The sequence below is a fragment of the Sphingomonas sp. MMS24-J13 genome (genome assembly GCF_044905095.1).
Taxonomy (GTDB): domain Bacteria; phylum Pseudomonadota; class Alphaproteobacteria; order Sphingomonadales; family Sphingomonadaceae; genus Sphingomonas_I.
Genome location: NZ_CP173258.1, coordinates 4,451,808 through 4,475,565 on the forward strand (window position 1 = coordinate 4,451,808; position 23,758 = coordinate 4,475,565).

Genomic DNA, 23,758 nt, shown 5'->3' on the forward strand with positions numbered 1-23,758 from the left:
CCAGCTAGGCCCGCAAGGCTGGCCATGCCGGCCAGCCGCTTTGCCGAGACAAGGAAGCACCCCAAATGTCGGTTGATGTGAAATATAAGACGTCCGCCACCGCGACCGGCGGCCGCGACGGATCCGCCCGGACTGCGGACGGCACCTTCGCCGTGAAGCTCGCCACACCGAAGGAGCTGGGCGGCGCCGGCGGCGAGGGGAACAATCCCGAGCAATTGTTCGCGGCCGGCTATTCGGCCTGCTTCCTCGGCGCGATGAAGGCGGTGGCAGGATCGCTCAAGCTCAAGGTACCGGCCGAGACGACCGTCACCGCGACCGTCGGCATCGGCCCGCGCAGCGAGGGCGGCTTCGGCATCACGGCCGATCTCGAGATCAGCCTGCCCGGGCTCGACCGTGCCGATGCGGAGAAGCTGGTGGAGACCGCGCATCAGGTCTGCCCCTATTCGAACGCGACGCGCGGCAATGTGGATGTCGGTTTGACGGTGGTCTAAACACTGCGTCGACTCCCTCTCCCCGGCGGGGAGGGGGAGTCCGCGAATCGCTGGACTTTTGCTCCACCCTCCGCTAAGCGCGCACCTTCTTCGCCTCCGGGTGAGGATTCCGTCCGAGACAGCAGGTGAAGGGAATTTGCCCTTCTTAATGCCCTGCCTAGACGGGGAAGAGATTTTGCCGGCGCGTCGTGCGATGTGCTCCGGTCTGCCTGGCGAGCCATAGGCTCGGCCCGGGTCAGGCATCCATTCCCCTTCGGACATTTGCCGTTCCGGCTTCGGCTGGAGCGGTTCGACCCGTTCGGCGCATGTCGCGCCGGACGAAATGGAGATGGCAATGGATCGTGCTCAAAAGTCCGAGCAGGTTGCTGCGCTGAACCGCACGCTGAACGAGACGTCCGTCGTCGTCGTGACGCGCAATCTCGGCATGACCGTCGCCCAGTCGACGGCCCTGCGCGTGAAGATGCGGGAAGCCGGCGCCAGCTACAAGGTGACCAAGAACCGCCTTGCCCGCATTGCTGCGGAGGGAACCCCCTACGTGTCGCTCAGCGATCTGCTGACCGGCCCGACGGCTCTCTCCACCTCCGTCGATCCCGTTGCGGCCGCCAAGGTGGTGGTCGAGTTCGCGAAGACCAACGACAAGTTGGAAATCGTCGGCGGGGCGATGGGCGACACCGTGCTCGACGTCGCAGGGGTTAAGGCTCTGGCCGAACTCCCGTCGCTCGACGAGCTGCGCGCCAAGATCGTGGGCCTTATCCAGGCTCCCGCGACCAAGGTTGCCTCGGTGCTCCAGGCTCCGGCCGGGCAGCTTGCCCGCGTCTTCGGTGCCTATGCGGCCAAGGAAGAAGCATAAACCTGACTTACATGGGCGCGTGGCGCCCACATGGAGAATATCATGGCAGACCTGCAGAAGCTTGTTGACGACCTGTCCGCTCTGACCGTCCTCGAGGCGGCCGAGCTTTCGAAGCTCCTCGAAGAGAAGTGGGGCGTTTCCGCTGCCGCCGCTGTTGCGGTTGCGGCTCCGGCCGGTGGTGGCGCCGCTGCCGCCGCTGTCGAAGAGAAGACCGAGTTCGACGTGATCCTCACCGGCGACGGTGGCAAGAAGATCAACGTGATCAAGGAAGTTCGCGCGATCACCGGCCTCGGCCTGACCGAAGCGAAGACCCTGGTCGAGAGCGCTCCGAAGGCGATCAAGGAAGGCGTGTCGAAGGACGAAGCCGCCAAGCTCAAGGCGCAGCTCGAAGCCGCCGGCGCGACCGTCGACGTCAAGTAATCGCGTCACAGCGATTGCCAAGGAAGGGCGGCCCCGCAACGGGCCGCCCTTTTTATGGCAGCGCGCGTTGCATCAAGACGACATCCAGATCGCGGCCGAACTTGTGCCCGGCATCGTCGAGCGTCCCTACCATGGTGAAGCCGGCGCGTTCGTGCAGGCGGATCGAGCCCTTGTTCCCGGAATCGCCGATCACGGCGAACATCCGCCTGAAGCCGCTCGCGGCGGACGCGGCCATCAACGCCTGCAGCAGCGCCCGCCCGATCCCGCCGCCCACCGCATCGTGGCGGACATAGATCGAATCCTCGGCCGAATACCGATACGCAGCGCGATCGCGAAACATCGCCGCATAGGCATAGCCGATGACGCCGTCATCGGTTTCGGCAACCAGCCACGGCCAGCCGCGCGACACTATTGCTTCGATCCGCCGGGTGATCTCCGCGCCACTCGGCGGCTCCTCCTCGAACGTACCGGTCCCGTGGAGGACATGGTGGGCGTAGATGTCGGTGATGGCCTGGGCGTCGGCCAGGGTTGCGGGTCGGATATTCATCGCTCTGCATTCTTCCAGAAGGACGAAGGCGTTACAACGCGCCAAGATCGATCGACTGGTGGCGATCGAGCCGGCGCGACACATCGGGCAGGGGACAGTCGAGCCCAATCGCGGACAGAGCGATGAGACGGCCGGTGCCCCAAGGACATGGGTTCCGGACCAGGTCGTCGCCTATGGTGCACTCTGTTATACGGTCATTCCGCTGAGCAGCTTGGGCAGCTTGCCGGTCTCGCCGCGTGCCTCGGCCACGAAGCGATCTTTAAGCGGGGCGATGCGCGCGACCATATCGAGCCCGAAGCGCCGTACCGCGCGCGGCGCCTTGCCCGGCAGGCCGAACAGGCGGGTGAGGCCATCGGTCGTCGCCGCGACGACGAAGCTGTCGAGCGCGCGCCAGCGTTCGTAGCGCGCCAGCAATTGCGCGTCGCCCGGATCGAGGCCGAGCCGCGCCCCTTCGACCAGCACCTCCGCCAGCGCCGCCGCGTCGCGGAAACCGAGGTTGAGCCCTTGTCCTGCGATCGGATGGATGCCGTGCGCCGCATCGCCGACCAGGGCGAGGCGCGTGTCGGTGATCCGTGCGGTGTGGTGGAAGCCGAGCGGATAGGACGAGCGTGGCGAGGCCGAGCGCAACGTGCCGAGCATACCGCCCATGCGTTTTTCCGCCTCGGCCAGGAAGGCACGGTCGGGCAAGGCCATCATCGCCGGCCCATCGCGCTCGTCCATCGTCCACACGATCGCCGAACGATGGCCGTCGGCATCGTCGGTCATCGGCAACAAGGCGAAGGGGCCGGACGGATAGAAGATCTCGTGCGCGACATTGTGGTGCGGGCGCTCGTGGCCAAGGGTCGCGATCGTAGCGGCGTGATGATAACTCCAGCGCGCGACATTGATGCCCGCCGCGGCGCGCGTCGGCGAATTGCGACCCTCGGCACCGATCAGCAATGACGCCGCCAAAGTGCGGCCGTCCGCCAGCGTGACGCGTGCGCTCGTGGCATCGCGCTCGACCGTGGCGGGATGCGCCTTCATCAGCAGGGTGACTCCTTCGGCCGCCGCCGCCGCCGCGTGGAGTGCCTGCCGCAGCAGCCGGTTCTCGTACATGATGCCGAGCGGTTCGGACGCGGAGCTGGCATCGAACGCCAGCACGCGGGGCGTGAGGCCGTCGCTCACGCGGATCGTATCGATCGGGCAGCCCTGGCCTGCCAGCCGATCGGCCACCCCGATCGCCTCGAGCATGTGGTGGCTCGCGCTCGCGACCGCCGAGGCGCGGCCGTCGAAACCCTGGGCGAGTAACACAGCGGGATCGGCCGGATCGACGATGATGCTGGTGAGCCCATGCGCATCGAGCGCGATGCCGAGGGTAAGCCCGACCAGGCCACCGCCGAGGATGATGACGTCTGCGCGTTCCATGCCGGCCACCTAAACCAATCCCATCCATTCGTCGCTCACGCTTCGGCTGCCTTGTCGTTGAACCGAAACAGCGCGCGATCGTCCCTGTTGAAGCCCTTATACCAGATCACCCAGCCATAGACGCCGAGAATGAGCGGCACGCCGACGAGCAGTTCGAACCATTCGAAGCTGTGCGGCAGCCGCGTCACGCTCCAGCCGACCACGCCGGCGATCACCGCCGCCCAGACGATCGGCCAGCGCCAGCCCGATACCGGCGCACCGAGCAGCCGCTTGAGCAGCCACGCCTTGGCGAAGGAGGCGAGGCCCAGCCCGATCATCAGCGCCACGGCGGGGCCGGCGGCGGCGATCGTATCGTCCTTGGGGTTGGGGCGCGGCGGCACCCATCCGGCCATTTCCAGGGCGGGCAGCATGCGCCGGATCAGATAGACCAGCACCACCGACAGGGCCGCCTGGATCAGAATCATCGCGACCGAGATGGCGAGATTGCGCTTGGGCGCGATATAGATCAACGCCGCCTCGCTTACGACCGCGGTGGCTGCGATCGCCTCGGCGGCGAGCAACACTGCCAGCGCGCCGGTGCCGCCGACGAAGCTCGGGCCGACCAGGCCCATGACCGCCTTGCCCGGAATCGCCAGAGCCAGCGCGATGCCGACCTGCGCGGCAATGATCCAGAAGCCGACCTGGCGGACCTGCTTGGCAACGGCACCGAGATTGTCCTCCGCCAGATTCTGGGTGATCACCGGGCCCAGGATCGGATCGAAGCTGGTCTTCAATTTTTGCGGCAGCGACGCGACTTGCTGCGCAACATAATAGATGCCGACGATGCCGGGTGAGAAGAACAGGCCGAGCATCGCGATATCGAGCCGGCGCGATCCCCACTCGATCGCGTCGGCGCCCGCCAGCGGCAGATTGTGCGTTGCGATCTTCCACAGCCGCAGCGGCTCGGGCTTCCAGCCCTTGGGCCAGCCATAGGAGCGCAGCAAAGGCCAGAGCGATGCCGCCAGCGCCGCCGCCGCCGAGATGGCATAAGCGAGGATGAGGCCGTCGCGCAGCGAATACCAAGACAGGACGAAGGCGGCGATGCTGATCCCCCACGGTTCGATCAGCGAGCGCGCCTTCACCGTGGCGCCGACGTCACCGCGATAAGCGAGGGCGGCGAGCGCGATATCCGATCCGGCCCACCCGAAGATGGTCAGCGGGAGCAGATAATCGCGCTGGTTGATTGTGCTGTTGGGAAACATCAGTTCGGGAACGACCATCAGCACGCCGGCTGCGATGGCCGACGCGATCCAGCCGACGAGCAGCCCATCCCATACGACATGGACGTGCGGTCGGTGCGTATTGGCGAGATATTGCGCCAGCCCCCGCTTCAGCCCGATCGTGGCGAGCTGGCCGGCAAATTCGACGATGATCGTGGCATAGGCGAAGCGGCCGAGCGCATCGGCGCCGTACCAGCGGCCGGCGATGAACAGGAACGGCAGCCGCGCAGCAAGCCGCAGCAAGAAGCCGAAAAAATTGGTGCGGCCGCCTTGGGCGAGCGTCTCGATATCGCCGGGGCCGGTGGCGTCGATCGGCTTACAGGACTTCATTCCCCGTCGCCCCTGCGCAGGGCCCCTGCAAAGTAGTACTTTGCAGGGAACCCGTGGAGGCAGGGGCCCATGTCTCTAGAAACAAAGGACACCGCATGACGAGACAGCGATGGGCCCCTGCCTGCGGGGTCCCACCAAAGTAGTACTTTGGTGGGTGCCCCGCAGGGGCGACGTTGGTTGATCAATGCGCGGCGCCCCAGCTCGGGCCGGTGCCGATCTCGATCCCCAGCGGCACCGACAGCTGGACATGCGGCTCGGCCGCGCCCGCCATGACGCGTTCGATCACCGGCTTGGCCGCTTCCACATCCTCTTCCGGCACTTCGAACACCAATTCGTCATGGACCTGCAGGAGCATGCGAACGCGGCCGAGCCCGGCTTGCTCCAGTGCGATCGGCATCCGCACCATCGCGCGCTTGATGATGTCGGCGCTGGTGCCCTGGATCGGGGCGTTGATCGCCTGCCGCTCGGCGCCCTGGCGTTCGCCGACCGTCTTGCCCTTGATGCCGGGCAGGTGGGTCTTGCGGCCGAACAGGGTGGTAACGAAGCCCTTCTCGCGCACCTCGGCGATCGTCAGTGCGATATAATTGCGCACGCCCGGGAAGCGATCGAAATAGCGATCGATGATCGCCTGCGCCTCGCTGCGATCGACGCCGAGCCGCCCCGCCAGCCCCCAGGAGGAGATGCCGTAGAGGATCGCGAAATTGATCGTCTTGGCCTTGCCGCGCGTGTCGCGGTTGACCTCGCCGAACAATTCCTGCGCGGTGAGATTGTGGATGTCCATGCCTTGCGCGAACGCCTCGCGCAGTTGCGGCACGTCGGCCATGTGCGCGGCGAGGCGGAGCTCGATCTGCGAATAGTCGGCCGCGAGCAGCACATGGCCGGGCGACGCCACGAAGGCGTGGCGGATACGGCGGCCGATCTCGGTGCGGATCGGGATATTCTGCAGATTGGGATCGGTCGACGACAGCCGCCCGGTCTGCGCGATGGCGAGGCTGAAGCTGGTATGGACGCGATCGGTGGCGGGATTGATCTGCTGCTGGAGCGCGTCGGTATAGGTCGATTTGAGCTTGGAGAGCTGGCGCCATTCCAGCACGAGCCGCGACACCTCGGCGCCCGGTCCTTCCTCGCCCGCGGCGATGCGCTCCAGTTCGGTGACGTCGGTGGAATAGACGCCCGACTTGCCCTTGCGCCCGCCCTGCAGGCCGAGCCGATCGAACAGGACCTCGCCCAATTGCTTGGGGCTGCCGATCGTGAACGGGCCGCCCGCGGTCTCGTGGATCACGCCTTCCAGGCGCAGGATTTCCTCGCCGAATTCGGTCGAGAGGCGGTGGAGCTCCTGCCGGTCTACGAGGATGCCGGCCCGTTCCATCTCGGCGACGATCGGCACGAGCGGGCGATCGACCAGCTCATAGACCCGCGTCGCGGACTCGCGCGCCAGCCGGGGCTTGAGTCGCTGCCATAGCCGCAACGTGACGTCGGCATCCTCGGCGGCATATTCGGTCGCGCGATCGAGTGGCACCTTGTCGAACGACACCTGATTCTTGCCAGCCCCGCACACGTCCTTGAACTCGATACAGGCATGATCGAGGTGGCGTTTAGCGAGATCGTCCATGCCGTGCGCGCCGAGCCCGGCATCGAGATCGTAGGAAAGCAGCATCGTATCGTCGTAAGGCGCGATGTCGATGCCGCTGCGGCGGAACATGATCAGGTCGTATTTGAGGTTCTGGCCGACCTTGAGGATTGCCGGATCCTCCAGCAACGGCTTGAGTTTCGCCAGCACCAAAGGACGATGGAGCTGGACCGGCGGATCGCTCAGCAGATCGCCATCGGCAAAGCCATGGCCCACCGGAATGTAGCAGGCCTTGCCCGCCGCGGTGGCGAGGCTGATGCCGACCATGTTGGCGCGGATGCAATCGAGATCGTCGGTCTCGGTATCGACCGCGACCACGCCAGCCGCGTAGGCCGCCGCGATCCAGCGATCGAGCGCGTCCTCGGTAACGACGGTCTCATAATCCTTGTGGACGAACGGCACCGCCGCTTCGACCCGCGCCGGGAGCGCCGCGGAGGCTTCCTCGCCGCCGAGCTTGGTCAGCAGCGAGCGGAAACCCATGTCCATCAGGAAGGCCTGGAGCGGTTCCTTGGGCAGGCCCTTGAGCGCCAGATCCTCGAGCGGCTCGGGCAGCGGGCGATCGCACACCAGTCGCACCAGTTCGCGCGACAGCCGCGCCGAATCGGCATGCTCGATCAGGCTCTGGCTGAGCTTGGGCTTCTTGATCGTCGGCGCTGCCGCCAGCGCGCCTTCGAGATCGCCATAGGTTCGGATCAGTTCGGACGCCGTCTTGGGGCCGACGCCCGGCACGCCCGGCACGTTGTCGACCGCATCGCCCATCAAGGCGAGCACATCGCCCAGCTGCTCGGGCTCGACCCCGAATTTCTCCAGCACATGCTCGCGGCCCAGGCGGCGATTGTTCATCGTATCGAACAGATCGAGGTTCGGCTCGATCAGCTGCATCAGATCCTTGTCGGACGAGACGATCGTCACCTTCCAGCCGGCGGCCAAAGCGGCCTTGGCATAGCACGCGATGATATCGTCGGCCTCGAGCCCCGCTTCCTCGATGCAGGGCAGCGAGAAGGCGCGGGTGGCCTCGCGAATCAGCGGAAATTGGGGAACCAGATCCTCGGGCGGCGGCGGGCGGTGCGCCTTGTACTGATCGTACATGTCGTTGCGGAACGTCTTCGACGAGGCGTCGAAGATCACCGCCATATGCGTCGGCCCGTCGGCGGCGTGGAGATCCGCCACCAGCTTCCACATCATCGTCGTGAAGCCGTAGACCGCGCCGGCGGGCACGCCATGCTTGTTGGTGAGCGGCGGCAGCCGATGATAGGCCCGGAAGATATAACCCGAGCCGTCGACCAAATAGAGATGGTTCTGAGACATGCGGCGCCTGTCTAGCAGGGCTGGCGGGGGAGTGCGAGGGAGCCCGCGACGAGGTGCTGACGACGCGCTACCGCGCGCTCACCTTGACGTCGGCATCCAGGCCTTCGCCGCCCGGTTTGCCGTCCTTGCCGTTCGAAACCAGATCGAAGCCCGTGCCGCCCTCGCCGGGGCTGCGGTAGATATAGGGATGGCCCCACGGATCGATCGGCACGGCATCGAGATAGCCGCCGCTGTTCCAGTTGCGCGCAACCGGTTCGCCGGTCGGCTTGGTGACCAGAGCGGCGAGGCCCTGCGCGGTCGACGGATAATCGCCATTGTCGAGCCGGTAGATCTTCAGCGCCGAGGCGATGTTGCGCATATCGACCTGCGTCGTCGTGCCGCGCGCCTGATCGGGGCGGTTGATCACGTTGACCACGATCAGCCCGGCGATGATCGCAATGATCGCCAGCACGACGATCATCTCGATCAGGGTCAGCCCCTGCTCGGACGTCGGGATCGTGCGGCGGGCGCGCAGCGCGCTTGGATTCGAAGCCATCCCGGTTACTATAGGCGCATCCCATGCCGAGGTCATCGCCCCCGCAGATCGCCGCCGCCGCCGCTGCGGATCGGCGGAATGCTGCGGGTCTCTGGTCGCTGGTCGACGGGGAAATCCGTCAAATCGAGCGCTTCGATATCGGCCCTGCGATCGTGCTCGTGCCGACCGAGCAGGTCCTGTTGCTGACCGCCGATCTGCCGCTGCAAGGCTTGCGCCGTCGTGCCGAGGCCTTGCCATTCGCGATCGAGGATCGCATCGCCGAGCCGCTGGGTGCGGTGCATATCGCGCTCGGCGCCGAGGTTTCGCCGCAGCGCCATGTCGCGGGCGTGGTGTCGCATGCGGCGATGCGCGATTGGGTCGCAGCGATCGATGCGGCGGGATTGGGGCATGCCCCGATCGTGCCCGATGCGCTCACCTTGCCAATGCCCGCCGCCGGCGGTTGGTCGGTCGATCTCGCCGGCACGCGCGCGCTTGTGCGAAGCGATAATGGCGCAGGGCTTGCCGTTCCGCTTGGCCACCTCATCCCTGCATGGATCGCCGCCGGTCGGCCGCGCTGCACCGCTTACGGCGATCAATTGCCGTCGGAGATGGCGGGTGAGCGGGCGGCGCTGCCGCCGATGACCGATACCGCGCTCGATCTGCGGCAGGGTGCTTATGCCTTGCCGCGTGCCGGCTTGCCGCACCTGGCGCGAAGGATCGCCGTGGTCGCGGCTTTGGGGTTGATCGCCCATGGCGCGATCGCTGCGGTGGATACGATTGCGATCCGCCATATCGCCGCCCGCCGTGCCGCTGAGACGCGCACCTTGCTCGCCGAGGTCGCGCCGTCCGTCACCGTCGGCGAGGATGTCGCCGCGAGCGCCACGGAAATCTTGCCGGTCGAGGGTGCGGGCCCGTCGCAATTCCTGCCCTTGCTCGTCCGCGTCGGCGGGGCGCTGAAGCAATTGGGCGCCGGCGCCTCTTTGCGCTCGGTCGCGTTCGATGCGGCGGCGGGGACGATGTCGCTGCAGGTCGAGGCCGCCGATATGGCCGCGCTGCAAAAGGTGACCCCAGCGCTCGCCGCCCAAGGCCTTTCCGCCGAAAGCGGCACGGCATCGTTGAATCAGGGAAAGGCGGTCGGCTCCTTCCTCGTGCGGGGCTCGTCGTGAGGGCGGCAGCGCGCGACATGTGGCAGGCGCGCTCATCGCGCGAGCAGATATTGCTCGCCGTGCTGGCCCTGCTCGCGCTCGCGGCCTTGCTGCTGGTCGCGGTGGTGCGCCCGCTCGAGACGGCGCGCGCGCGCGCCGCAGCAGATATCCGCACCTACGACATGCTGGCGATGCGCTTGCGCGCGGCGGGGCCGGGGCTGGCCGCCGATATGCACCGCGGACCGCCCGCCCAGATCGTCTCGCAGACTGCGGCGGCGAGCGGGCTCACCGTCCAGCGGGTCGAGCCCGAGAACGGCAAGCTGCGGGTCGTCTTCGCCGATGCTCCGTTCGAAGCGGTGCTGCGCTGGGTGTCCGAAATCGAGCGGACCAGCGCGCTGCGCATCGGCGAGGCGCAGATCGAGCGATCGGCGCAAGGCAATGGCGTCTCGGCGCAATTCCTGCTGGCGGGCGGATGAGCGAGTCTTTGCCCTACGGCTTCGCGCGGACGAACGGCGTGCTGGTGGCGGACGATGCCTGCCTCCATCGCGCCAATGCGCCGCTCGCCGCGCTGATGGAGGTGCAAAGACTTCACGGGAGCCTGCTGCCGTGGCGCCAGCTCGACGATGCGACGTTCGAGCGGGCGCTTCAAACGCATTACCGCGATGTCGCGACCGGTGCGGCGGGGGCAGCCGCCGAGGCGGATGTGGATCTTGCCGCACTCGCCGACAGCGTCAGCGCAGTCGAGGATCTGCTCGACACGTCCGACGATTCGCCCGTCATCCGCCTGATCAACGCCTTGCTGCTGGAGGCGGTGAAGGCGCATGCCTCCGACATCCACATCGAGACGCAGGAGCGCCGTCTGATCGTCCGCTTCCGGATCGACGGCATGCTGCGCGACGTGATCGAGCCCAATCGCGCGCTGGCGCCGTTGCTGGTGAGCCGCATCAAGGTGATGGCGCGGCTCGACATTGCCGAGAAGCGCGTGCCGCACGATGGCCGCGTCACGGTCCGCGTCGGCGGGCACGAGATCGATGTGCGCGTCTCGACCATCCCGACCCAGCATGGCGAGCGCGTGGTGATGCGCCTGCTCGATCGCGGGCAGGTCCAGCTCGATCTGACCACATTGGGCATGAACCCGCCGGATCTGGCGCTGTTCGAGCGGCTGCTGGAGCGGCCGCACGGCATGCTGCTCGTCACCGGACCGACCGGATCGGGCAAGACGACCTCACTCTATGCCGCGCTGCGCCAGCTCAACGATCGCAAGCGCAACATCATGACGATCGAGGATCCGATCGAGTACGAGCTACCCGGCATCGGCCAGACGCAGGTCAATCCGCGCACCGATCTGTCGTTCGCACGCGGTCTGCGGGCGATCCTGCGGCAGGACCCCGACGTCATCATGGTCGGCGAGATCCGCGATCAGGAGACCGCCGAAGTGGCGGTGCGATCGGCGATGACCGGCCACTTCATGCTGTCGACGCTGCACACCAATTCGGCGGTCGGATCGGTGACGCGCCTGGTCGACATGGGGGTGGAGCGTTATCTGTTGGCGCCGATGCTGGTGGGGCTGGTCGCGCAGCGGCTGGTGCGGCGGCTGTGCCCGGCGTGCCGCGTGCCGGCGGAGGCGGATCCGCGCGACAGTCTGCTGCTCGATGGCGCGATCGCGGTGGGCGAGGGGATCTTCCGCCCGGTCGGTTGCCCGGCTTGTCATGGAGAGGGGTATCGCGGGCGGATGGGCCTGTACGAGATCGTCGCGGTCGATGCGGCGATGGCGCAACTGATCCACGACGGGGCGCCCGAGGCGGCCCTGGTCGAGCATGCGCGGGCGAACGGGCCGAGCCTGCTGGAGGATGGAGCCGCCAAGGTGCGTGTGGGCGAGACGAGCGTCGATGAGGTCGCGCGGGTGACGAGGATGGAGGGATGAGCCGCGTGCCTCCTTCCTTCCGTCATGCTGAACGTGTTTCAGCATCCGCCGGGCAACTCGCACGGACAGTGCGGCACGCACAGCGGACCCTGAAACATGTTCAGGGCGACGAACGGGTTGTTGGAGTTCCCGTCCCCCCTGAACGCCCGAGGGGATAGTCGTGGCCGCCTTCACCTATCGAGCGGTGGACGCTGCGGGAAAGCCGCAAAAAGGCGTGGTCGAGGCCGCCAACGCTGCCGGCGCGCGCCGGCTGTTGCGCGAGCGGGCGCTGCTGCCGGTGTCGGTCGAGGTCAGCAACGATCGCACGCCCGCCGCTCCCCGTCTCCGCTGGCCGTGGCAGCGCGTCGGCCAGCGCGCTTTGGCGACGATGATCCGCCAGCTCGCCACGCTGATCGGCAGCGATATCCGGATCGAGGAGGCGCTGCGGCTCGTTGCCGACCAGGCCGAAACGACGCGCATGCGCTCGCTGTTGCTCGATCTGCGCGGCGCGATCCTCGACGGGCGCAGCTTCGCCGGCGCGCTGGTGACCCGCGGCGACGCCTTCCCCGAATATGTGCGCGCCGCGATCGCCGCCGGGGAGCAGAGCGGGCGGCTCGCGGATGTTCTCGCCCATCTCGCAGATTTCGTCGAAAGCCGTGCGCAGGCGCACAACAAGGTCCAGCTCGCGCTGCTTTACCCTGCTCTGCTGGCCCTCGTGTCGCTCGGCATGGTCGTGATGCTGATGGTCTATGTCGTGCCGAATATCGTGCGCGTCTTCCAGCAGCATGGTGCCGATCTGCCTTTTCTCACCCGCGCGCTGATCGGGCTCAGCGGCTTCGTGCGCGGTTTCGGCTGGGTGTTGGCGGCCTTGCTCATCGTAGGCGGGATTGCATCGCGCCGCTGGATCGCGGCCCCTGCCAACCGGCTGACGGTCGATCGTTTTTTCGCGACGCGCCAGCCGTTCGCGCGGTTCAGCCGGCAGATCTCGGCTGCGCGTTTCGCCGGGACACTGGCGCAATTGGTGCAGAGTTCGGTGCCGCTGGTCGATGCGCTGGCGGCGGCGGCGGCGGTTACCCCCAACCGCCACATCCGCGCGCGCGCCTTGCTCGCCACCGAACGGGTCCGCGAGGGCGCCAGCCTCCATGCCGCGATGACCGAGGCGGGGGTGTTCCCGGCGATGCTGCTCGCGATCGTCGCCTCGGGCGAATCGAGCGGCCGGCTCGGCCCCGCGCTCGCGCGCGCCGCGACTGAACTGGAGCGTGAGCTGGATGCGCTCGTGTCGATGCTCGTTTCACTGGTCGAGCCGGCGGTGCTGCTGGTGATGGGCGCGATCGTGCTGCTGCTGGTGCTTGCGATCCTGCTGCCGATCGTCAACCTCAACAATCTGGTGGCGACATGAGTTACAGCGGCTGGTCGATCCGGAAATCGCCCATGAACGGAAGCGCGGCCCGGCCCGCCGGCGTAAGCGACACCGTGAGCCGCCCATCGGCGATCGACCCTTCGGCAAGATGGAGTCGGCCCTGGCCGACCGGCGCGAGCTGGCCGAACGTCATGTCGTCCGGGCCGGTGCGTATCGCCGCGACGAGGGGCGGGACGAGCGCGCTGGTGGCCGCGCCAGGTGCGGCGCAGCGGCCGCTGCCGGCACGCACTTCGCCCACTGCCGAAGAATACGGCCCATCGATGATCAGGCGCGACAGATCGATCTCCAGCCCGACCTCGCAGCGGAACGGCAGCGCAGGATCGAGTGCGGCGAGCAGCGCGCCGTCGCTGCGGCCCGACAGGCCGTCGAAGCGCAGCCGCCGGCCGCGCGCCATCACCGATCCGGTGATGTCGGTACCGCTGCCGTCGAGCCGGACGTCGGCGGCAAAGGCCAATGCGGCGAGCGATCGCAAGGGCGCCCAGCGCCAGCTCAGCCGATATGCCCCGTCGAGTACGGCCTCGCCGGACCACAAGGTTCCTGCCATCTGCCAGCGTGGCCCCCAATCGAGCATGAACTGTGCCGGCAGTGTCGATATCAAAGCGATCAGATATGCTGCCAGCCCCAGCGCCGCGAAGCGCTTCCACCGCAAACGCGGTTCGAAAGGATAGCCCCGAGATGAATCCGGATCGGCGTCAGATATTGCGATCGCTGCGGTCGGGCCTTGTCGCATCGCTCGCTTCCTCGTTCCTGCCGGCGCTGGCGGGTGCGGCGAAAACGCCCCCGCCCGCCGCCTTGCTGCTGCCTTTGACCGGGCCGCATGCCGCGCTTGGCCGCAGCATGGCGCGGGCGGGTGCCCTTGCGCAAGGCGGTGACAAGAAAGGCCTGATCGTCCTCGATACGGGCGGCTCGGCGGCCGGCGCTGCGGCGGCGGTGGGTGCGGCGCTGAAACGTGGTGCCGGGCTGATCCTCGGCCCGGTCTTTTCACCCGAGGTGCAACCGGCGGTCGATGCGGCCGGCGGGCAGGTTCCGGTCGTCGCTTTTTCCAACGATGCAGGGCTGCTCGATCGCGGCGCCTTCCTGCTCGGCATCACCGCCGACCAATCCGTAGCGCCGTTGCTGGCCTATGCGCGCGGGCGTGGCGTGCGGCGCATCGCGATCACGCCGGGCGCGACGGCCTGGGATAGCCAGGTCGTTGCCGCCGCCATTCGCGCAATTCCGCGCCTCGGCCTGACTTTGGTCGAACGCGAGGCCGATGCGCGGCTGGTTACGGGCGATCCGGCGGCGATGGCGGCTGCCGCGCGCACTATCAGGGGCAGCGGGGTGCAGGTGCTCGGCGCGTCCGCCGGGTTGGACGCCGATCCCGCCATCCTCGCTTCACTCGACGGCGCATGGCTGAGTGCGCCCGACCCGGCTGCCTTTGCCGATTTCGCGTCGGCCTATGAGGGCCAGAATGGCACGCCGCCAGGGGTGATTGCGGGGCTCGCCTACGATGCAGTCCGGATCTCCGTGCTGCTGCGCCACGGTGGCGGAACCGATCGTTCGGCCCTGCTCGCGGCGCAGGGGTTCAAGGGCGTATGCGGCGATCTGCGCTTCCGCGACGACGGCAGCGCCCAGCGCGACATGGCGATCCTGGCGGTCGATTCGGGCCGCTACCGGCTGGTCGATCACGACGCCGCGTAAAACGGACCGGATAGCGTGCCGTCTGCGCATACGGTTCGACGACAGCTAGCGATGCGGGTCCGCTCGGCTCCTATCGGCACCGCCCTGTCGGGGCGATGCGGCTGCATGTGAACTTTGCAACATCACGACACATTCCCGCAAGGCAGTGCGTAGAGGGCAGGCGTGACCCAGATCACGATCCGTCAGCATCGGTTAAGGCGGACGGGGGAATCGCGGTCTGACTATACGAGGCCCCGATTATGGCCAGGCTCTGCCAGCCTGATCGGATCGCGGCCCAGTCCCGGGGACCCCAATGACACGACGCCTGCTTGCCGCCACCTGCCTGACCCCGATCGGGCTGGCGTTGGCCTCTCCCGCTCTGGCCGATACCACGATCAGCACCGCCACCTCCACGCCCGTCAGGACTTCGACCGCGGCCAGTGGCTCGCCCGACAATCTGGTCGTCGCCAGCGGCGGCACGATCACGCCGACGAGCAGCGCAACGGCGGTTACGATCGACAGCAACAACACCGTCAGCAATGCCGGCACGATCTCGTTCTCGGGGATCGACAACGCGATCGCGATCGGTGGCGGCGGCGGTTTCACCAGCGGCATCACCAATAGCGGCACCATCACCGTCGACGAAACCTACACGCAGACCGATACCAACAGCGACGGCGTGGTCGACGGCCCGTTCGCGAACGGAACCGGACGCTACGGCATCCTGCTTTCGGGCAGCGCGCCGTTCACGGGGTCGATCACCAACAGCGGTACGATCACGATCAAGGGCAATAATTCGGGCGGGCTCGTCTCGAATGTCGGCATCGTCGGCAATGTCACCTCGAGCGGCGCGGTCACCGTTACCGGCGACAACGGCACCGGCATCAAGCTGGGCGACGTGACCGGCAAGGTGACGATCAGCGGCGCGGTCACCGCCACCGGCCAGAATTCGGCGGCGGTCGCCCTCACCGGCAATGTCGGCGGTCAGGTGACGATCCACTCGGCGCTGGTCGCGACCGGTTATACGTCCACCTCGTTGCCGAGCACCTTGACCTCGCTCACGGCGGACAATCTGAAACAGGGCGGATCGGCGCTGGTCATCGGGGGAAATGTCGGCGGCGGCGTGCTGCTCGGCACGGCCACGAGTTCCACCGATACCACGCTGGACGCCGATGGCGACGGTATCGTCGATACCAGCGAGGGCGCCAGTTCGCTCACCAGCTACGGCTCGGCTCCGGCATTGCTCGTCGGATCGTCCACCCAGTCGGTCACGCTAGGCCAGGTCGCGTCGAGCACCGGGGGCCTGGTCATCGGCGGCTCGATCACGGCCAGCGGCGTCTATGCGGGTTTCAATGCCACCGGCGTCCAGCTCGGTGGGCTTGGCCAGCCGGTGACGATCACCGGCGGTGTCGTCGTGACGGGCACGATCGCGGCCACCTCCAACGCCAAGAACGCTACCGGGATCGACTTCGGCAGCGGCACGACGGCCCCGTCGTTCACCAACAGCGGCGCGATCAGCGCCACATCGACCACCACCACCGGTGGGCTCGTGCGCGCGGTCGCGATCGAGGCTGGCGCCAGCGTGCCGAGCATCGCCAACAGCGGTACGATCGTCGCGACGCCGTTCGATACGACCAACACCGCCTACGCCATTCTCGACAGCTCGGGCACTCTGACCAAGGTCAGCAACACCGGCACGATCAGCACCGGGAGCAACGCCACCGCCACCCTGCATGCGATCGACGTCAGCGCGAACACGACCGGCTTCACCTATACGCAAAGCCAGAATTCCTCGACCACCACTGCGCCGGCGCTGATCGGCGCGATCACGACCGGAAGCGGTAACGATGTGATCTCGTCCTCGGCTGGCGCGATCACCTCGACCCTCACGACCGGCGCGGGCAACGACACGCTGGCGCTGAGCGGTTCGGCGACCTTCACCGGCAACACCGTCTTCGGCGACGGCAACGACACGCTGACGATGGCGGGCACCAGCAAATATACCGGCAACGTCACCTACGGCGCGGGGGCCAACACGCTGACGATCGGCGATACCGCGGTCTTCAGCGGCCAGCTGCTCAATACGGGTGCCAATCTGGCGGTTACGGTGAGCGGCGGCACGCTCGGCCTCACCAGCACCGGTGCGACCACGATCGGCAGCCTGAATGTGAACGCCGGCACGATCGGCGTCGCGATCAATCCGCAGACTGGCGCCCATACCGAGATCGACGTCACGGGGGCCACTGCCATTACCGGTGCCTCGACAATCAAGGTCTCGCTCGCCAACCTGGTCTCAGGGACCGCCACGAGCAGCTATACCGTGCTCAAGAGCGGCGCCCTGACCGGCAGCGGCAATCTGGGGGTGACGCTCGAAGGGCTGCCCTACCTTCTCGACGGATCGCTGACCGCCAGCGACAGTGCCGGCACGGTCGCTGTCAACATCCAGCGCAAGACCGCGGCACAGCTCGGGCTGCTGCGATCGGAGGCAGCCGCCTATGATGCGGTCTATGCCGATATCGCCGGCAACAGCCAGCTTACCAGCCTGTTCCTGGGCTTTACCGATCGCGCCTCGCTGATCCAGCGCTATCGCGAGATGCTGCCCGATCATGCCGGTGGCGTGTTCGATCTGCTCTACACCGGAGCGCGCAACATGGCGCCGAGCGAGAGCGTGACCCCGTGGACCCGCGTCGGCGGGCTGGCACTGTGGGCACAACAGAGCTTCTGGAATGCGAGCCAGAATGCGGTCGACACGCCGGGCTATCGCGGTACCGGCTATGGCGCGTCGGTCGGCGGCGATGTCGGGCTGGGCGACGTCGGCCGGGTGGGGCTGACCGCCTCCTATATTTTTGCCGACGTCAAGGATCGGCCCGACAGCTCGGTCAATGCGAACCAGTTCAGCGTCGGCGCCTATTGGCGCGGCGATTGGGGTGGCCTCCACCTCGCCGGGAGCGGTGGTGGCGGCGTCGTGAACCTGTCGAGCACGCGCTCGCTCGCCAGCACGTCGTCGGCGGTACCCGAGCTTCTGTCCACGAAGGGCAAATGGCACGGCACCGTCATCCAGGGCAGCGGCCGTGCCAGCTACGAAGCGCATATCGGCGCGCTCTACGTGCGACCGGCGGGGACGATCAGCTATTACCGCCTGCAGGAGAACAAGCATAGCGAAAGCGGCGGCGGCAGCGCCTACGATCTGATCGTCGACAGCCGCAAGAGCGACGAACTGGCGGCGACCGGCACGGTGGCGCTGGGCTTCCGCACCGGCGGCGGCAAGGATCCCGATGCGACCAACATGACCTTCGAGGTCGAGGGAGGCCGGCGCGAAATAATCAGCAGCGCGATCGGCGCCACCACCGCGCAGTTTGCCGGCGGCCAGAGCTTCACCCTGCTGCCCGAGGACCGCAAGAGCGGCTACACCGGCACGGTCAGCGTCTCGGTCGGCTCGCAGCTGTTCCGCTTCGTCGCGTCGGCCACGGGCGAGCAGCGCAGCGGCTATCACACCGTGCTGGGCCGCGTGGCGCTGCGGGGGATCTTCTAAAGCATCGTGTATCGATTCGGCGCAGGTGAGGCCCGTTCGTCCCGAGTGAAGTCGGGGACGCTGCGCAACACGTCTCGACTTTGCTCGACACGAACGGGGGCGCCGTAGCGATATAGATGCTGGTCAGATCGCCGAGCGGCAGGGGCGGCGCTAGCGCGCTGCGTGGCCGGACGGCTGACGAGCGTAACGCACTGTCTCAGCCGCAAAATGCGACGGGTCGCTGCACCCGGATGCAACCTTGTCCGACCTGTCCGGTTCACCCCGCAACTGGGCGCAGGCCTGCACAAGGATTTCGGGAGATTGATATGAAGGCACTGTTGATCGCCGCGGCGGCCATGCTGGTGGCGAGCCCGGCCCTGTCGAAGGGCTGCATTCGCGGCGCGGCGGTCGGTGGCGTGGCGGGCCACTTCGTCGGCAAGGGCCATGCGGTTGCCGGTGCCGCCGTAGGATGCGTCGTCGGCCACCATCGCGCCAAGGTCGCTGCGCGCAAGCAGGCGGCGCCGCCACACCAATAAGCTGCTCGTTGTGACCACATCGGAACGGCAGCGCAGCGCGGCCACTTCCCGCGTTTGGTGGACGGCTCGCTAGCCATCTGCCGCCCTCTGGCGGTCATGTCGGAAAAGGGGTCGGTGGACGCCCCGGACCGGCGCGCAAAGCGCGGCCCGCCCACCTTGGGAAATAGGCCGGTGTTAACGCCACCCTGCCTGTTGCCTGCCGACAGGTATCGACGAAAATGCTTAACGATTCGTTTAACACGCTTCGCGGAACCGGGATTTCTGAAAATCGATGGGCTTGCGGGTCAGGCTGTGCCAAAACGTCGACCGTCGGCCGCGTGCCAGCCAAGTGGAGCCGAAGCAAAGCGCCGCGTCGCGTCATGGGCGCACGGTGCACGGCTATGCAACGCCTGCCTGTCGCTCGCCCTGCGTGGTCGGGGCGAACTGATGGCGGCGATGCAGCACTGAGCCCGCATGCCCGACCATGCCTCTACCGCGCCCGCGACCCAGCCGTTCTCACACAGCCTCGGTGGATTGCGGGACGGCGGTTCCGAGGACGGCTCTGTGCCAGCTGCCGTCGCCCTGCGTGGCCGGATTTCCCAAAAAGCATCGGAAAATGGGAAAGGAATCGACGCGTCGGTCACGGCTGCCACCTGACGAACGCGGTCTTGAAAAGACTTAGCCTGCGTCGACAACAAACATGCGCGCTTCCTGCGCCGCATCGCGCTCAAGCTTGATCGGCGCGTACTCAGAGGACTGATAAAACGCGAGCGCGTCGGCGAGGGTCGCGAATTCGAAGATGCCGGCCACAGGCAATGGCGTCACGTCGCCTTCCAACATCTGGGCCACTGGCCCAAAGTGGAGGATACGGCCTCCCGCTGCCTGTAGCGCCGCCTGAAAGCGCGGTGCCAATGCGGCTTGCCTAACCGGATCTTTGATACGCAGATTGACGTGGACGTAGGCCGTCATGGTGCAAACCCCTAATAATACTGTATATGCAGTATTATATGAGTTGAAAGGTGTCGAGACCGGTAAATGACGGAGGCTGCTGATTTCTATCGCCGCATCGAAACCGAATGCCCGGCATTCCGGGCCCGGGTCACCGCGCGCGCGCTCACACGCTACTACAATGCTTGCTTTCAGCCCTTGGGGATCACCGCAGAGCAGTTCAGCCTTCTCGTGGGGATTGGAGGCAGCCACGAGCCAACGCTCGCTGAACTGGCAGCGCGCGCCGGGGTCGACGCCACCACTCTTAGCCGCAGCGTAAAGAGCCTCGAACGGAGCAATCTCGTGCGCAGTCATGGGGGGCGGGGCCGGGCCGGTAAACGCTTGGCGCTTACCGACGAGGGGGGCCGGTTGATGAAAGAGTCCATGACCATATGGGAGCATGCCCGCATCCGGTTGGCTGACGCTCTTGGCGAGGAGACATCGCATGTCGTGGGGGTTGTCATGTCCCGACTTGCTGTCGCCGCGCAGGTTGCCATCTCGACGGCCGGTTCCGGGGCGCCCTGCGACGCCACGGAATGACAGGGATTTTGTGACGGAGCAGCCAAAGGCATGCCATAGCGAGGGGTCAAATCACTCGTTGCCCTCGCACGGTTGGCGAGTTTTGGCCCAGCCTGGGCGAGCGCCACGACAGCTGTCGTTTCGCGCCGCCGTCGTCGATCCATAGACAGTAAAGCCTGCAGGTCGAAGACCGACGCTCTTGATTGCATTCCCCCCTCGGCCACATTGGCTGTGCAGCAAAAATCGCCGTCGATCGGCTCAAGTTTAATCCGCCTTAACCATCCAGGGTTCAGGTGCCGGAGCTTAGACGTTTGATATCGCGTAATGGCTCATCCGCGCGGCGCGGCATATGGCCAGCCACGCTCGGAGGTTGACCAATGTCCCTTGATGCTCCCGGCAGCGACGATGCGGGGATGTTCGATCTCGCGCCGGTTTCGCTTTGGCTCGAGGATTTCAGCGGGGTAAGCCGGCAGTTCGACGAATGGCGCGCTGTCGGCGTGACCGATCTTGCCGCGCATCTGCAGGCCGATCCGGCCCGGATCAGGGCCTGTTCGGAGGCCATCCGCGTGCTCAAGGTCAATGCCCGCACGCTCGCATTGTTCGAGGCCGCCGATCTGGCCGATCTCGTCGCCAATATCGGCCGCGTTTTCCGCGACGAGATGCTCGACCGGCATGCCGAGGAACTGACCGCCTTATGGGAGGGGCGGACCATGTTCTTCAGCCATTCGGTCAATTACAGCCTGTCCGGCCGCCGCATCGACATCCAGATGACCGGCCGGGTGCTGCCCGGCCACGAGCAGAATCTCGATCGGGTGCTGATCGCGATCGAGGATGTGTCCGAGCGGGAAGCGGCACGGCGCGAGCAGATGGCGAGCGAGAATTATGCCCGCGGACTGTTCGAGCACTCGCCGGTCTCCTTGTGGGTCGAGGATTTCAGCGCGATCAAGCTGCTGCTCGATGAGATACGCGATCAGGGGATCGAGGATCTGCGGGTCTTCACCGACGTCCACCCCGAATTCGTCGAACGCTGCATGCACGAGATCCGCGTGCTCGACGTCAACCGGCAGACGCTCGAGCTGTTCCAGGCGCCCGACAAGCTCACCCTGCTCCATCGCCTCGGCGAGGTGTTCCGCGACAATATGCACGGGCCGTTCCGCGAGCAGCTGATTGATCTGTGGAACGGCAAGCTCTTTCAGCAGCGCGAGGTCGTGAATTATGCGCTCGGCGGCAACGAGCTGCATGTCCTCATGCAATTTTCGGTATTGCCCGGCCACGAGCAGGATTGGTCGCTGGTGCAGGTCGCCCTGACCGACATCACCGCGCGCAAGAAGGCCGAGAGCTATCTCGAATATCTCGGCAAGCACGATGTGCTGACCAAGCTGTTCAACCGCTCTTATTATGTCGACGAACTCAACCGGCTCGAGCGCAAGCATATCCAGCCGGTGACGGTCATCGTCGCCGATCTCAACGGGTTGAAGGCTGCCAACGATCAATTGGGGCACGGGGTGGGCGACGCTTTGCTCCGCCGGGCGGGCGAGGTGCTGGGCAAGGCGATCGAGAAGCCGTCATGCGCGGCGCGGATCGGCGGTGACGAGTTCGCGCTTCTTCTGCCGGCGGTGGATGTGGCTGGTGGCGAGGCGGTGATGGAGGAGATCCAGCGGCTGGTCGATCTCAACAACCAATTCTATCCGGGCGCTGTGCTCAGCCTGTCGATGGGCGCGGCCACCAGCGCGGCCGAGGAGCGGCTGGAGGATGTCGTCCGCCGCGCCGACCTGGCGATGTACCGCGCCAAGCGGGATTATTATGCGGGCGTCACCTCAGATCGCCGGCACCGCCTTGGAGCGGGGGAGGTTGGCGGGGCGAAGTGATGTCGTGCTGGAACCCTCTCAGCGGGTTCCGTGCGCTAACGCACGCTCCCGAAGCCGTTTGTTCCGGGCGAAGTCGAGGCGCGTCTTATTGAACGGTACCTCCGAACAAACGCATCTCGACTGGCTCGGGATGGGCGGATCAGAATGTGCTCGTCACGCCCCAATCGACCGCTCAAAGCGCAGCCGGGGGCATGACTCCGATCCAGGGCGGGGTACTTCGCTCCACGTCGCCAAGACTCTTAGGACGTCGTAACGATACCGGAGTACTCGGCATCCTTACTCCGCCATGGACCGGGGCGTGCGTCCATGGCTTTTCGTGCGGCGTGAGCCGGTACGATCGATCATCCTAATGCGAATACTATGGAAATCAGCGGGTTTCGCTCTCGCATCTCAACGGATGGACATATTACCTTCGTGAGGACGGGCCGCCGGATCGGGGCCTGATCGCCATGCCCCGTGATGGGCCCGTGGCGTCATTGGGTAAGTATTTCGATGGCCGTAATGATGATCGGGCTGCACCGGACGTCTTCGTCCCGCCCGCACCGCCCTTGCCGGGTCGTGTCCGAGCGGTTTTGCAGCGACTGCGCGAAGCTGCGGCGCTCCACACCACGCTCGGCTTTCGTGATCCGGTGAGGCCTCATTCCTTTTTCCCCGCGCCGCAAGGGGCGGTCAGCACGCGGCTGACGGAAGCCGTAGCGCCCGCCGCGGGCCGCTCAAAGATATGGAACAGGTAATGAATCGTAATGACGCTCGAAGGACTTTGGATGCTGATCCTGCTCACGTTCGGGCTGCTCGGCGCGTGCATCTACACCGGGCTCGTGATGCTTCTTCGTCGCCTGCGCGAACGATGGCGGATCGCGATCGGTCGACGGCAGTCGATCAAGAGCGGGCGCCTTCGCCAGCCGGACGCATCAGCGGGACCTTATCGGTCCGGGCGCGATAAATTCAGGCCATGAAACCCCCGATTCATCAGCGACGGCCGATGGCCGTCGATCGCGCACCGGGCAATCGACGGCGCTTCGCGCTCTGGTGCTCGCTGCTGTTTCGCGCGCTGGCGGCGGTGGCGATCATCATCGGCATCGTTGCCGGCCTTTTGCTCCTGCGCGGTTGAGCGCTCCGGTTGATCAAAAGGGGCGATGTCGCGGCCTCGGGCGGGGCGGCATCACGCCGCCGCCGGCTAACGGCTTCATCGTTCGGGTGATCGAACGAAGCGGCGGTGGAGAACGACAAGGGCGGCAGTGAAAGCCGAAGCGACGAGCGTCGCGCACAGCAACGCGGTGAGGACCGTCGCTCCGTCGAACGGCAGCGCACCGCGCACGATCCGTGCTAGCCCCAGGCCACCGAAAAGCGCCCCCAGAATTCCCGCCGATACCAGGTTGAAACGCTGCTGGTGCGTCCGCAGACCGGCTGCGATCGCGACGGTCAGGCCAACCGATCCGCCCAATCCGAAAAGGATGAGGGTGAACATCCGCAACGTC

The 23,758-nt window shown here is 66.5% G+C and carries 22 protein-coding genes; 14 read left to right on the plus strand and 8 right to left on the minus strand.

Features of this window, described 5'->3' with window-relative positions; translation table 11 throughout:
* The first annotated feature begins 65 nt into the window (after positions 1-65).
* From AB4Z44_RS20835 to rplL, 3 genes are all read left to right on the plus strand, one after another.
* On the plus strand, positions 66-491 hold the full coding sequence (locus AB4Z44_RS20835) for an organic hydroperoxide resistance protein (protein ID WP_404711561.1): 426 nt from the start codon (positions 66-68) through the stop codon (positions 489-491).
* Between the two features lie 334 nt (positions 492-825).
* Positions 826-1,341: a 50S ribosomal protein L10 gene (gene rplJ / locus AB4Z44_RS20840; RefSeq protein WP_404714300.1), complete on the plus strand. Its 516-nt coding sequence runs from the start codon at positions 826-828 to the stop codon at positions 1,339-1,341.
* 42 nt (positions 1,342-1,383) lie between these two features.
* Positions 1,384-1,761, plus strand: a complete 378-nt coding sequence (gene rplL, locus AB4Z44_RS20845; protein WP_404711562.1) for a 50S ribosomal protein L7/L12 — start codon at positions 1,384-1,386, stop codon at positions 1,759-1,761.
* 52 nt (positions 1,762-1,813) lie between these two features.
* On the opposite strand, the gene AB4Z44_RS20850 is transcribed toward rplL, so the two are convergent.
* The 5 genes from AB4Z44_RS20850 to gspG all read right to left on the minus strand — a co-directional run bounded on the left by AB4Z44_RS20850 (position 1,814) and on the right by gspG (position 8,774).
* Positions 1,814-2,308 (minus strand): GNAT family N-acetyltransferase, encoded by a 495-nt coding sequence (locus AB4Z44_RS20850; protein ID WP_404711563.1) that lies wholly within the window; start codon positions 2,306-2,308, stop codon positions 1,814-1,816.
* 186 nt (positions 2,309-2,494) lie between these two features.
* Positions 2,495-3,712 (minus strand): FAD-dependent monooxygenase, encoded by a 1,218-nt coding sequence (locus AB4Z44_RS20855; protein ID WP_404711564.1) that lies wholly within the window; start codon positions 3,710-3,712, stop codon positions 2,495-2,497.
* Between the two features lie 35 nt (positions 3,713-3,747).
* Positions 3,748-5,301: a lipopolysaccharide biosynthesis protein gene (locus tag AB4Z44_RS20860; RefSeq protein WP_404711565.1), complete on the minus strand. Its 1,554-nt coding sequence runs from the start codon at positions 5,299-5,301 to the stop codon at positions 3,748-3,750.
* A 181-nt stretch (positions 5,302-5,482) separates the two neighbouring features.
* Complete coding sequence (gene polA, locus AB4Z44_RS20865; protein ID WP_404711566.1) at positions 5,483-8,239, minus strand: DNA polymerase I; 2,757 nt, start codon at positions 8,237-8,239, stop codon at positions 5,483-5,485.
* Positions 8,240-8,306: 67 nt separating this feature from the next.
* Entirely contained in the window at positions 8,307-8,774 is a 468-nt protein-coding gene (gene gspG, locus AB4Z44_RS20870; protein ID WP_404711567.1) for a type II secretion system major pseudopilin GspG, read from the minus strand.
* A 23-nt stretch (positions 8,775-8,797) separates the two neighbouring features.
* Between gspG and gspL the strand changes: the two genes are divergently transcribed.
* The 4 genes from gspL to AB4Z44_RS20890 all read left to right on the plus strand — a co-directional run bounded on the left by gspL (position 8,798) and on the right by AB4Z44_RS20890 (position 13,200).
* On the plus strand, positions 8,798-9,919 hold the full coding sequence (gene gspL / locus AB4Z44_RS20875) for a type II secretion system protein GspL (protein ID WP_404711568.1): 1,122 nt from the start codon (positions 8,798-8,800) through the stop codon (positions 9,917-9,919).
* Complete coding sequence (gene gspM, locus AB4Z44_RS20880) at positions 9,916-10,374, plus strand: type II secretion system protein GspM (RefSeq protein ID WP_404711569.1); 459 nt, start codon at positions 9,916-9,918, stop codon at positions 10,372-10,374. The genes gspL and gspM overlap by 4 nt, the downstream gene beginning before the upstream one ends.
* Positions 10,371-11,822, plus strand: coding sequence for a GspE/PulE family protein (locus tag AB4Z44_RS20885; protein WP_404711570.1), 1,452 nt, complete (start codon positions 10,371-10,373; stop codon positions 11,820-11,822). Before gspM ends, AB4Z44_RS20885 begins: the two co-directional genes overlap by 4 nt.
* A 160-nt stretch (positions 11,823-11,982) precedes the next feature.
* Positions 11,983-13,200 carry a type II secretion system F family protein gene (locus AB4Z44_RS20890; protein ID WP_404711571.1) on the plus strand — a complete coding sequence of 406 codons (1,218 nt, stop codon included), beginning with the start codon at positions 11,983-11,985 and terminating at the stop codon, positions 13,198-13,200.
* Position 13,201: 1 nt separating this feature from the next.
* On the opposite strand, the gene AB4Z44_RS20895 is transcribed toward AB4Z44_RS20890, so the two are convergent.
* The gene (locus AB4Z44_RS20895; protein ID WP_404711572.1) at positions 13,202-13,870 is read right to left on the minus strand and encodes a hypothetical protein; all 669 of its coding nucleotides are present in this window, start codon (positions 13,868-13,870) and stop codon (positions 13,202-13,204) included.
* 26 nt (positions 13,871-13,896) lie between these two features.
* Here AB4Z44_RS20895 and AB4Z44_RS20900 point away from each other — a divergent pair, with 26 nt between their 5' ends.
* The 3 genes from AB4Z44_RS20900 (at position 13,897) to AB4Z44_RS20910 (ending at position 18,927) form a co-directional block, all read left to right on the plus strand.
* Positions 13,897-14,901 (plus strand): hypothetical protein, encoded by a 1,005-nt coding sequence (locus tag AB4Z44_RS20900; RefSeq protein ID WP_404711573.1) that lies wholly within the window; start codon positions 13,897-13,899, stop codon positions 14,899-14,901.
* 292 nt (positions 14,902-15,193) lie between these two features.
* Positions 15,194-18,412: an autotransporter domain-containing protein gene (locus AB4Z44_RS20905; protein WP_404711574.1), complete on the plus strand. Its 3,219-nt coding sequence runs from the start codon at positions 15,194-15,196 to the stop codon at positions 18,410-18,412.
* A 305-nt stretch (positions 18,413-18,717) separates the two neighbouring features.
* Positions 18,718-18,927 (plus strand): hypothetical protein, encoded by a 210-nt coding sequence (locus tag AB4Z44_RS20910; RefSeq protein WP_404711575.1) that lies wholly within the window; start codon positions 18,718-18,720, stop codon positions 18,925-18,927.
* A 657-nt stretch (positions 18,928-19,584) separates the two neighbouring features.
* Here the strand turns inward: AB4Z44_RS20910 and AB4Z44_RS20915 are convergent.
* Positions 19,585-19,875 (minus strand): DUF1330 domain-containing protein, encoded by a 291-nt coding sequence (locus AB4Z44_RS20915; protein WP_404711576.1) that lies wholly within the window; start codon positions 19,873-19,875, stop codon positions 19,585-19,587.
* Between the two features lie 66 nt (positions 19,876-19,941).
* Here AB4Z44_RS20915 and AB4Z44_RS20920 point away from each other — a divergent pair, with 66 nt between their 5' ends.
* The 4 genes from AB4Z44_RS20920 to AB4Z44_RS20935 all read left to right on the plus strand — a co-directional run bounded on the left by AB4Z44_RS20920 (position 19,942) and on the right by AB4Z44_RS20935 (position 23,391).
* The gene (locus AB4Z44_RS20920; RefSeq protein WP_404711577.1) at positions 19,942-20,433 is read left to right on the plus strand and encodes a MarR family winged helix-turn-helix transcriptional regulator; all 492 of its coding nucleotides are present in this window, start codon (positions 19,942-19,944) and stop codon (positions 20,431-20,433) included.
* 356 nt (positions 20,434-20,789) lie between these two features.
* On the plus strand, positions 20,790-22,280 hold the full coding sequence (locus tag AB4Z44_RS20925; RefSeq protein ID WP_404711578.1) for a diguanylate cyclase domain-containing protein: 1,491 nt from the start codon (positions 20,790-20,792) through the stop codon (positions 22,278-22,280).
* Positions 22,281-23,023: 743 nt separating this feature from the next.
* On the plus strand, positions 23,024-23,236 hold the full coding sequence (locus AB4Z44_RS20930; protein WP_404711579.1) for a hypothetical protein: 213 nt from the start codon (positions 23,024-23,026) through the stop codon (positions 23,234-23,236).
* A 26-nt stretch (positions 23,237-23,262) separates the two neighbouring features.
* Positions 23,263-23,391, plus strand: a complete 129-nt coding sequence (locus tag AB4Z44_RS20935; protein WP_404711580.1) for a hypothetical protein — start codon at positions 23,263-23,265, stop codon at positions 23,389-23,391.
* Positions 23,392-23,466: 75 nt separating this feature from the next.
* Here AB4Z44_RS20935 and AB4Z44_RS20940 read toward each other — a convergent pair whose 3' ends face one another.
* Entirely contained in the window at positions 23,467-23,748 is a 282-nt protein-coding gene (locus AB4Z44_RS20940; protein WP_404711581.1) for a hypothetical protein, read from the minus strand.
* Positions 23,749-23,758 lie beyond the last annotated feature (10 nt).